At 68.0% G+C, this 8,957-nt stretch carries 8 protein-coding genes; 2 read left to right on the forward strand and 6 right to left on the reverse strand.

The genetic code is table 11. From position 1 onward, the window contains the following. Positions 1–48 precede the first annotated feature (48 nt). A complete protein-coding gene (locus tag FG323_RS10960) occupies positions 49–936 on the forward strand; it encodes a hypothetical protein (protein WP_141454566.1) in 888 nt (295 codons plus the stop codon). 46 nt (positions 937–982) lie between these two features. On the opposite strand, the gene FG323_RS10965 is transcribed toward FG323_RS10960, so the two are convergent. The 6 genes from FG323_RS10965 to glnA all read right to left on the reverse strand — a co-directional run bounded on the left by FG323_RS10965 (position 983) and on the right by glnA (position 7,728). After that, complete coding sequence (locus tag FG323_RS10965; protein ID WP_141454567.1) at positions 983–1,549, reverse strand: superoxide dismutase family protein; 567 nt, start codon at positions 1,547–1,549, stop codon at positions 983–985. Between the two features lie 56 nt (positions 1,550–1,605). Continuing rightward, positions 1,606–3,045, reverse strand: a complete 1,440-nt coding sequence (gene ntrC / locus FG323_RS10970) for a nitrogen regulation protein NR(I) (RefSeq protein ID WP_141454568.1) — start codon at positions 3,043–3,045, stop codon at positions 1,606–1,608. After that, a complete protein-coding gene (locus FG323_RS10975; RefSeq protein WP_141454569.1) occupies positions 3,035–4,087 on the reverse strand; it encodes an ATP-binding protein in 1,053 nt (350 codons plus the stop codon). Before FG323_RS10975 ends, ntrC begins: the two co-directional genes overlap by 11 nt. A gap of 62 nt (positions 4,088–4,149) precedes the next feature. Further along, on the reverse strand, positions 4,150–5,628 hold the full coding sequence (locus FG323_RS10980) for an ammonium transporter (protein WP_141454570.1): 1,479 nt from the start codon (positions 5,626–5,628) through the stop codon (positions 4,150–4,152). Between the two features lie 15 nt (positions 5,629–5,643). Beyond that, on the reverse strand, positions 5,644–5,982 hold the full coding sequence (locus FG323_RS10985) for a P-II family nitrogen regulator (RefSeq protein ID WP_055941078.1): 339 nt from the start codon (positions 5,980–5,982) through the stop codon (positions 5,644–5,646). A 336-nt stretch (positions 5,983–6,318) separates the two neighbouring features. Beyond that, positions 6,319–7,728: a type I glutamate--ammonia ligase gene (glnA, locus tag FG323_RS10990; protein ID WP_141454571.1), complete on the reverse strand. Its 1,410-nt coding sequence runs from the start codon at positions 7,726–7,728 to the stop codon at positions 6,319–6,321. A 210-nt stretch (positions 7,729–7,938) separates the two neighbouring features. Between glnA and FG323_RS10995 the strand changes: the two genes are divergently transcribed. Next, positions 7,939–8,733, forward strand: a complete 795-nt coding sequence (locus FG323_RS10995; protein ID WP_141454572.1) for an undecaprenyl-diphosphate phosphatase — start codon at positions 7,939–7,941, stop codon at positions 8,731–8,733. Positions 8,734–8,957 lie beyond the last annotated feature (224 nt).

Raw genomic sequence — 8,957 nt, forward strand, 5'->3', positions numbered from 1 at the left:
CATAATGCGAGAGTGTAATGCCCCCCTCCATCGCCGCCAAACCGTGATATGACCGCAACCGCAACGACCGCCGACGTGAAGGGATTCCTGGCGCTGGAACTGTCCGCTGGCGCACCGCCCGCGCAGGCGGCGCTCAGGCCCGCCGAAGCCGCCCAGCTGGTGGAACGAATCGGGCGCGATCTGGCCACGCTGGTGCCCGCCATCCGCGATCTGGACCTGACCTTGGCCGCGGCGCATTTCGACCCTGCCGAGGCGCTTCGCCCGGGCTGGCCGCTGCATCGTCGCCTGCAGGAGCTGCAGCAGCGCGCGCCCGGCCGCGACAGCGGTCCGCGGATGATCGCCTTCGGCGCGGATGAGCACGGGGAAGTCCCGCTCCCCTTCGCCGCCGCGCACGATCTGGCGGGCGGGCCGCTGCGCGTGCTGCCGTTCCTGCTCAGCGGCGAGAACCATACGGTTTCCGAAATTGCCGAACGGTTGGAAGCGATCCTGCTGGAGACCGGCATGGCCCAGGCCGATACCGCGCTGCTCGCGCAGCAGGCCTTTGGCGCGCAGATCGAACACGCGCGCTACCTGACCCTGCACGATCTCGCCGCCATGACCTCGATGCAGTACGGCCACGGCGGGCTGGATCCGCTCTGGCCGATCATCGAAACCGCGCTGCTCGCGCCGGATCGGGAGGAATGGCTGGACGCATCGCCGGAGCCGCTGCTGCGCTACCTGGACGGCGAAGTGCGCATCGCGCTGTTCGAGCCTTCCGCCTGGCGTGCGCGCTACGCGCCGCAGGAAGCCACCGAAGATCGGCTGGAACGCGCCTACAATCATTTCCTCGCCCGCCAGCAGCAGTTCGCCGCGGTGCTGGAAGCGCATGGCATTCCCGTGCTGTTCGCGCACTGCGCCGGCTATGCGGATCCGCGCGACGCCCTGGGCCAGACCTGAGGCAGGCGAAGCGGGAACGACGCAACGCGCCGCTCCCGCGTGACCGTCACTGGGTGACGGTGATGATCCCGCAGGCCACGCGCGCGCCGGCGTTGCCGGCGGGCTGGCTGCTGTAGTCGTCCGGCGCGCCGTGCACGATCAGCGCCCGCCCGGCGATGTCGTTGGGCGCGCCGCCGCCGAGGGTCACCCCGGTCAGGTGCACGTTGATGCGGGCCACGCCTTCGGCGTTGGCGGTGACATTGTCCATGTCGCCGGCATGGTGCGCACCGCCGCCAGCCTTGCCGTGGGTGGTGCCGGTCGGGTTGAAGTGCGGGCCGGCGCTGCTGGCGTCCACCGCGCTGCAGTCGCCCTTCTCGTGCACGTGGAATCCATGCGCGCTGTTGGCCGGCAGCCCGCCGACCTCACCGGTCAGGTGCACGCCATCGGCCATCGGCACCAGGGTGATCTTGCCGCTGACCAGGCTTCCCGACGCCGAGGCGAGGTTGGCGATGCCCTGCTTGGCGGTGCTGGCGGCGGCCGGCGCGGCGGGTTGCTCGGCCGGCTTCGGGTTGCTGCCGCAGGCGGCAAGCGCGACGGCGGTGACGGTGGCAAGCAGTGCGGTACGCATGGTCATCTCCTGGAAGCGTGAGCACGCAAACGTAACCTCAGCTTCATTCAGGTGCAATGAATTCAGCGCCGCTTGCGTCCCGGTCCCAGCTTGCGCGTCACCGTGTTGCGCCCCACGCCCAGCCGCGTCGCGGCCTCTGCGCGTCGGCCCTGGGTGAATTCAAGGGCCACTTCCAGCAGTGTCCGGTCGAAGCGTTCGCGCGCCTCGGCGTGCAGGCCATCGACGCCTTCGGCCAGGCGCGCGCGGACCCAGCCGGCCAATGCCTCGTCCCAATCGCCCGCGGAAGTGGCTGGCAGGTTGCGGATTCCACCACGCGGCAGCACCGCCTCCAGATCGGCGCCGCTGATGACATCGCCCGGCGCGAGCGCCGCCAATCGCCAGCACACGTTTTCCAGTTCGCGGACGTTGCCGGGCCAGGCATACGACTGCAACTGCACCTGCGCCGCGTGCGAGAAGCGCTTGGGCGCGATGTCCAGCTTGCGGGTGGCGGCAGCCAGGAAGTTGTCGGCCAGCTGCGGCACGTCGGCCAGGCGTTCGCGCAATGGTGGCAACTGCAGGCGCACCACGTCGAGGCGGTGCAGCAGGTCGGCGCGGAAACGGCCTTCGGCGACCAGCGTTTCCAGATGCTGATGGGTCGCGGCGATCACCCGCACATCGACCCGGATGAGCTCACGCCCGCCCACGCGGAAGAATTCACCCTCGGCGAGCACGCGCAGCAACCGGGTCTGCAAGGGCAGCGGCATGTCGCCGATTTCATCCAGGAACAGGGTGCCGCCATCGGCCTGCTCGAAGCGGCCGATGTGGCGTTTCTGCGCGCCGGTGAACGCGCCGGCCTCGTGGCCGAACAGTTCGCTCTCCAGCAGTTCGGCCGGAATCGCGGCGGTGTTGAGCGCGACGAACGGCTTGCGCGCACGCGGCGATTCCTGGTGCAGCGCGCGCGCGACCAGTTCCTTGCCGGTGCCGGTTTCGCCGTTGATCAGCACCGATAGCGGCGCCTGCGCCAACCGCCCGATCGCGCGGAACAGCGCGCGCATCGCCGGGGTGTCGCCGATCAGATGCGGCGTGCCCTGCGCCGGCGCGCCCGACTCGGGCAACGGCGCGGTTTCCTGTTCGGCATCCGGCAGGGCGCGCGCGGCCAGCGCGACGGCATCGTCGAGATCGAAAGGCTTGGACAGGAATTCGTGGGCGCCGCCGCGGAACGCGCCGGCGGTGCTGGCGACGTCGGTGTAGGCGGACATCACGATCACCGGCAACTGGGGATGCGTGGCCTTGAGCTTGTCCAGCAGCACCAGCCCGTCGTCGCCGGGCATGCGCACGTCGGTGAACAGCAGGTCCGGCGCGCCGCGCGCGCCCAGCGCCTGCAACGCCGCGGCGGCGCTGTCGAAACCATCCACGTCGTAACCCGCGTCGCGCAGCGCGGTGGCGAGGACGAAACGCACCGAGCGGTCGTCGTCGACCACCCAGATGCGTTGCAGATGGGGCATGGCGCTGTCAGTGGACATGGCGTTCCTCTTCCTCGTCGCCTCCCTGCGGCAACAGCAGGGTGAAGACGGTATGGCCGGGACGCGAGCGGTAGGTGAGGGTGCCGCGATGTTCGCGCGCGACCTGCTGGGCCAGCGCCAGGCCCAGCCCGCTGCCCTCGGCGCGCCCACTGACCAGCGGCAGGAACAGGTGCTCGGCCAGTTCCTCGGGCACGCCGCGGCCGTCGTCGATGATCTCGACCCGCAGCGCCATCGTGTGCAGGTGATCGTGGATGCGCAGGCCATGTTCCACCCGCGTGCGCAGCACGACGCTGGCGGCGCCGGCCTGGATGGCGTTGCGCACCAGGTTCCAGACCGCCTGGGTCAGCCGGTCCGCATCGCCGGGCAGTTCCGGCAGGCTGGGGTCGTAGTCGCGTTGCAGGCGCACCGACCAGCCGCCCTCGGTTTCGGCCAAGCGCAACACGCGCTCCAGCACCGCATGGATGTTCAGCGGCGCATGCGGCCGCTGCGGCGCGGGCGACAGCAGTTGATCCAGAAGGGTGTTGAGGCGGCCGATTTCCGATTCCATCAGATCGATCAGTTCGCGCTCGTCGTCGTTGTCGGTGCGTTGCCCGGCCCGCCGCGCCAGCAGTTGCGCGGCGCCTTTCAGGCCGGCGAGCGGGTTGCGCAGTTCATGCGCCAGCCCCTTGAGCGCGGCGCCCAGCGCACTCGGCAGCACCTGGGTCGGATCCGGGGCCGGAAATTCGTCCACCGGATGCGCCTCCAGCAACCAGCCGCCACCGTCCAGCCGCGACAGCCAGCCCTCGGCGAAGCGCGGGGTCTCGCCGCCCGGCATGCCCAGCACCATGCGGTGCAGGCGCAGCACGTCGTGATCGGTGTTTTCCAGGAAACGCGCCATCGCGTCGCCCTCCATCTCCAGTGCCGCCAGTGGCTGTCCCTGCAACCGCCGGGCGCTGACGCCCAGCCAGCGGGCGAACGCCGCATTGACCCCGGCGATGTGCCCGGACGCGTCGGCCCAGGCCACCGGCGTGCTGAGCGCATCGGGGGCGGGTGCGGGAAACATGGGGAAAGTCACCGGGGCCGGCATTGCACCAGTTTAGTGCAAAGCCGGCCCGGCGGCGGGAATCAGGCCTCGTAGGCCGATTCGCCGTGGGACGTGATGTCCAGGCCCTCGCGCTCGGCTTCCTCGGCCACCCGCAGGCCGAACACCGCCTTGGCGATCAGGAACGAGACCACCGACACCACGCCGATCCAGACGATGGTGATGCCGACGCCCAGCGCCTGGATGCCGACCTGGCTGGCGATGTCGTAGCCCTCGCCCTTCACCCCGCCCAGCGAGGCGGCGCTGAACACGCCGGTGAGGATCGCGCCGACGATGCCGCCCAGGCCATGCACGCCGAACACGTCCAGGCTGTCGTCCGCGCCCAACAAACGCTTGAGCCCGTTCACGCCCCACACGCAGATAACGCCGGCCGCCAGGCCGATAACGATCGCGCCGAACGGTCCGACCGTGCCGCAGGCCGGGGTGATGCCAACCAGTCCGGCGACCGCGCCGGACGCCACGCCCAGCGCCGAGGACTTGCCCTTGGTGAACTTCTCGGTCGCCGCCCAGCCCAGGATCGCCGCGGCGGTGGCGAGCAGGGTGTTGAGGAAGGCCAGCGCCGCGCCGGCATTGGCTTCCAGGTTGGAACCGGCGTTGAAACCGAACCAGCCCACCCACAGCAGCGAGGCGCCGACGAAGGTGAAGGTCACGTTGTGCGGCTTCAGCGCCTCACGCCCGAAGCCCACGCGCTTGCCGACGAAGTAGGCGCCCAGCAGGCCGGCGACGCCCGCGTTGATGTGCACCACGGTGCCACCGGCGAAATCCAGCGCGCCCTTCTCGAACAGGAACCCGCCGGCGGCCCACACCATGTGCGCCAGCGGCAGGTAGCCGAAAGTGAACCACAGGACCGAGAACAGCAATACCGCCGCGAACCGCACGCGCTCGGCGAACGCACCGACGATCAGCGCGCCGGTGATGCCGGCGAAGGTCGCCTGGAACGCGACGAACACGTACTCCGGCAGGCTCACGCCGACACTGAAGGTCGCCGCCAGCGATTCCAGCGTCACGCCTTTCAGCAGCGCCTTGTCGAGATTGCCGATCCATGGTCCCTCGCCCGAGAACGCCAGGCTGTAGCCGTAGAACACCCACAGGATCACCAGCAGCGAGAACACCGTGGCGACCTGGATCAGCACCGACAGCACGTTCTTCGAACGCACCATGCCGCCGTAGAACAGGGCCAGGCCGGGCACCACCATCAGCAGCACCAGCAGGGTGGAGGTGAGCATCCAGGCAACGTCGCCCTTTTCAACCACCGGCGCGGCTTCGGCGGCCGGAGCGGCTTCGGCGGATGCGGTGGCTGCGGACGTGGTTTCGGCGACCGGCGCCACAACTTCGGTGGCGGCCGGTGCCGCGGTTTCCTGCGCCGATGCGGATGCCGGCGCTGGCGCCGGATCCTGGGCCGAAACGCCGGCCACGAACCCCATCGTCATCACGCCGCACACGGCGGCCAGGCACAGCGCTTGCGCACGGGCTTTCCACCCGTCGAACAGTCGAGTCTTCATGTGGGGCTCCGAGTGTTAGAGCGCGTCCGCGCCGACTTCGCCGGTGCGGATGCGGATGACCTGGTCGATGGTGGTCACGAAGATCTTGCCGTCGCCGATCTTGCCGGTGCCGGCGGCCTGCTGGATGGCCTCGATGACCGCTTCCAGGCGCTCGTCGGTGACGACGGTTTCGATCTTGATCTTGGGCAGGAAATCGACGACGTACTCGGCGCCGCGATACAGCTCGGTGTGGCCCTTCTGCCGGCCGAAGCCTTTGACTTCGGTGACGGTGATGCCGGACACGCCCGCCTGCGACAAGGACTCTCGGACCTCGTCGAGTTTGAACGGCCGGATGATGGCGGTGATCAGTTTCATGCGCATACCCCGATGGTGGATGGAACCGGCCGGCCGCAGCCGGCCGGTGGTTTCAGGACACCCGTGCGCGCAGCCCCCTGGCGGCGAACACGTTCTCGGTGCGGAACAACCCATGAGCCGCACCCGCCATCGCCGCAATGGATCGCGGTGACGGAAGGTGACGTGGGAGGGAGTGGCGGCTCATGGATCTCTCCTGTGTTGCTCTGTGTTGCGTTCCCCTGTGTTGCCGGTGTTGCGATCTCCTTGAAGCGATGCGGCTCCCCGGCTCCCCGGCCGGGTCGAGGTGCGGCGATGGCGACGGGTGGGAGGGGATGCCGTCGCCATCGCCGCGATTGCTCAGTTGCCGTAGTACAGCTGGTATTCCAGCGGATGCGTGGCCGCGCGGAACTTGGTCACTTCCTGCATCTTCAGCGCGATGTAGCCATCGATGAAGTCGTCGCTGAACACGCCGCCGGCCTTGAGGAAGTCGCGATCCTTGTCCAGCGCTTCCAGCGCCTGATCGAGGCTGGAGCAGACCTGCGGGATGTTCTTCTCTTCTTCCGGCGGCAGGTCGTACAGATCCTTGTCGCTGGGCGCGCCCGGATCGATCTGGTTCCTGATGCCGTCCAGGCCGGCCATCATCAGCGCGGCGAAGGTCAGGTAGCCGGTCTGCAGCGGATCCGGGAAACGGATCTCGATGCGGCGCGCCTTCGGGTTGGACACCCACGGAATACGGCAGGAAGCCGAACGGTTGCGGGCCGAGTAGGCCAGCATCACCGGCGCCTCGAAGCCCGGCACCAGGCGCTTGTAGCTGTTGGTGCCCGAGTTGGTGAAGGCGTTGATCGCGCGGGCGTGCTTGAAGATGCCGCCGATGTACCACAGCGCCATCTGCGACAGGCCGCCGTAGCCGTCACCGGAGAACAGGTTGGTGCCGCCCTTGGCCAGCGACTGGTGCACGTGCATGCCGCTGCCGTTGTCGCCGACGATCGGCTTGGGCATGAAGGTCGCGGTCTTGCCGTTGCGGAAAGCCACGTTCTTGATGATGTACTTCATGGTCAGCAGCTCGTCGGCCTTCTTGACCAGCGAGTTGAACTTGGTGCCGATTTCGCACTGGCCGGCGGTGGCGACTTCATGGTGGTGCACTTCGACTTCGATGCCGACCTGCTCCAGGGTCTTGCACATCTCGGCGCGGATGTCGTGCAGGGTGTCGGCCGGGGCGACCGGGAAGTAACCGCCCTTCACGCCCGGGCGGTAGCCGCTGTTGCCGCCTTCGTACTTGGTGCCGCTGTTCCAGGCCGCTTCCTCGGAATCGATCTTGAAGAAGGTGTGGCCCATTTCATTGGCGTAGCGCACGGAGTCGAAGATGAAGAATTCCGGTTCCGGACCGAAGAACGCCTGGTCGGCGATGCCGCTGGACTTCAGGTAGGCCTCGGCGCGCTTGGCGACGCCGCGGGGGCAGCGCGAATAACCCTGCATGGTGGCCGGATCCAGCACGTCGCAGGTCAGCACGATGGTCGGATCGGCGGTGAACGGATCCAGGAAGGCGGTGCTGGCATCGGGCAGCAGCACCATGTCGGACTCGTTGATGCCCTTCCAGCCGGCGATCGAGCTGCCGTCGAACATCTTGCCGTCCTCGAACAGCGAGGGCTCCACGATGTTGACCGGGAAGGTGACGTGATGCTGCACGCCGCGGACGTCCGCGAAACGCAGGTCGACGAACTCGACCTTGTTGTCCTTGATCAGCTTTTCAACATTGTCCGCAGACATCTTGGAACCTCGGGTTGTAGGAACGTGTCCTCTCTTCAGCAAACAGTGTGCCAACCCGGGAAGGCCGATAAGTCATTGTTTTGAAAAGGAGGAAATTCCGGCAGCGCCAAGGGAACGCACTTGTTTGGTGCACTGACTGGCATGAATGCACCAATTTGGAACAGCGGGAATCCTCTATCCTTGCGCTTCCCGCCCAGTCGCCCGCGTCCCATGACCGACCTGCTCGCCGCGCTCCTGCTCGGCATCATCGAAGGCATCACCGAATTCCTGCCCATCTCCAGTACCGGTCACCTGCTCATCGCCGAGCGCTGGCTCGGCCATCGCTCCGACTTCTTCAACATCGTCATCCAGGCCGGCGCCATCCTCGCCATCACCCTGGTGTTCCGCGATCGCCTGTGGGAACTGGCGCGCGGCTGGCGCGAGCCGGCCAACCGCGACTACATCGCCAAGATCATCACCGCCTTCCTGGTCACCGCCCTGGTCGGTCTGCCGGTGCGGCTGGCCGGCTGGGAATTGCCCGAGACGCTGACCCCGATTGCCTGGGCGCTGATCATCGGCGGCGTGTGGATGCTGGTGGCCGAGCATTTCGCCGGCAAGCGCGGCGACCAGCCCGACATCACCTGGAAGGTCGCGGTGCTGGTGGGCCTGGCGCAGGTGGTCGCCGGCGTGTTCCCGGGCACCTCGCGCTCGGCGGCGGCCATCTTCATGGCGATGCTGGCCGGCACCAGCCGGCGGTCGTCGGCCACCGAGTTCGTGTTCCTGGTCGGCATTCCGACCATGTTCGCGGCCAGCAGCTATGCCTTCCTGGAACTGGTCAAGGACGGCGCCATCGGCAGCGAGAACTGGGGCGAGGTCGGCCTGGCCTTCGCCGCCGCCACGATGACCGGCTTCATCGTCGTCAAATGGCTGCTGGGCTATATCAAGTCCCACCGCTACACCGGCTTCGCTTTCTACCGCATCGTTTTCGGCGCGCTCCTGCTGCTGTTGATGCCCGCCGGAAGCTGAGCCACACCAGCGCCCTGCGGTGACCCGGGGATCGGCGCTTCCCCGAACGGTGCCTGAGCGGTACGACCCGGCGTTGCGCCGGTTTTCACCCCGTTCCAGGCGTCCACGCGTTTGCACTGGTCACCCTTCAAGGAGAACCCCATGAAACGACTCATCCTGCTTGCCCTGCCGATCGCCCTGGCCGCCTGTGCCAAGCCGACTCCGGACGCAGCTCCGCCGGCGGG

It is taken from the genome of Pseudoxanthomonas sp. z9 (genome assembly GCF_006542425.1).
GTDB lineage: Bacteria > Pseudomonadota > Gammaproteobacteria > Xanthomonadales > Xanthomonadaceae > Pseudoxanthomonas_A.

What these genes read in the sequence shown, in the direction of transcription:
- FG323_RS10965 (WP_141454567.1), bottom strand. Translation starts at nt 1,549, where the DNA reads ATGACCATGCGTACCGCACTGCTTGCCACCGTCACCGCCGTCGCGCTT.
- FG323_RS10960 (WP_141454566.1), top strand. Translation starts at nt 49, where the DNA reads ATGACCGCAACCGCAACGACCGCCGACGTGAAGGGATTCCTGGCGCTG.
- FG323_RS10985 (WP_055941078.1), bottom strand. Translation starts at nt 5,982, where the DNA reads ATGAAACTGATCACCGCCATCATCCGGCCGTTCAAACTCGACGAGGTC.
- ntrC (WP_141454568.1), bottom strand. Translation starts at nt 3,045, where the DNA reads ATGTCCACTGACAGCGCCATGCCCCATCTGCAACGCATCTGGGTGGTC.
- FG323_RS10995 (WP_141454572.1), top strand. Translation starts at nt 7,939, where the DNA reads ATGACCGACCTGCTCGCCGCGCTCCTGCTCGGCATCATCGAAGGCATC.
- FG323_RS10980 (WP_141454570.1), bottom strand. Translation starts at nt 5,628, where the DNA reads ATGAAGACTCGACTGTTCGACGGGTGGAAAGCCCGTGCGCAAGCGCTG.
- glnA (WP_141454571.1), bottom strand. Translation starts at nt 7,728, where the DNA reads ATGTCTGCGGACAATGTTGAAAAGCTGATCAAGGACAACAAGGTCGAG.
- FG323_RS10975 (WP_141454569.1), bottom strand. Translation starts at nt 4,087, where the DNA reads ATGTTTCCCGCACCCGCCCCCGATGCGCTCAGCACGCCGGTGGCCTGG.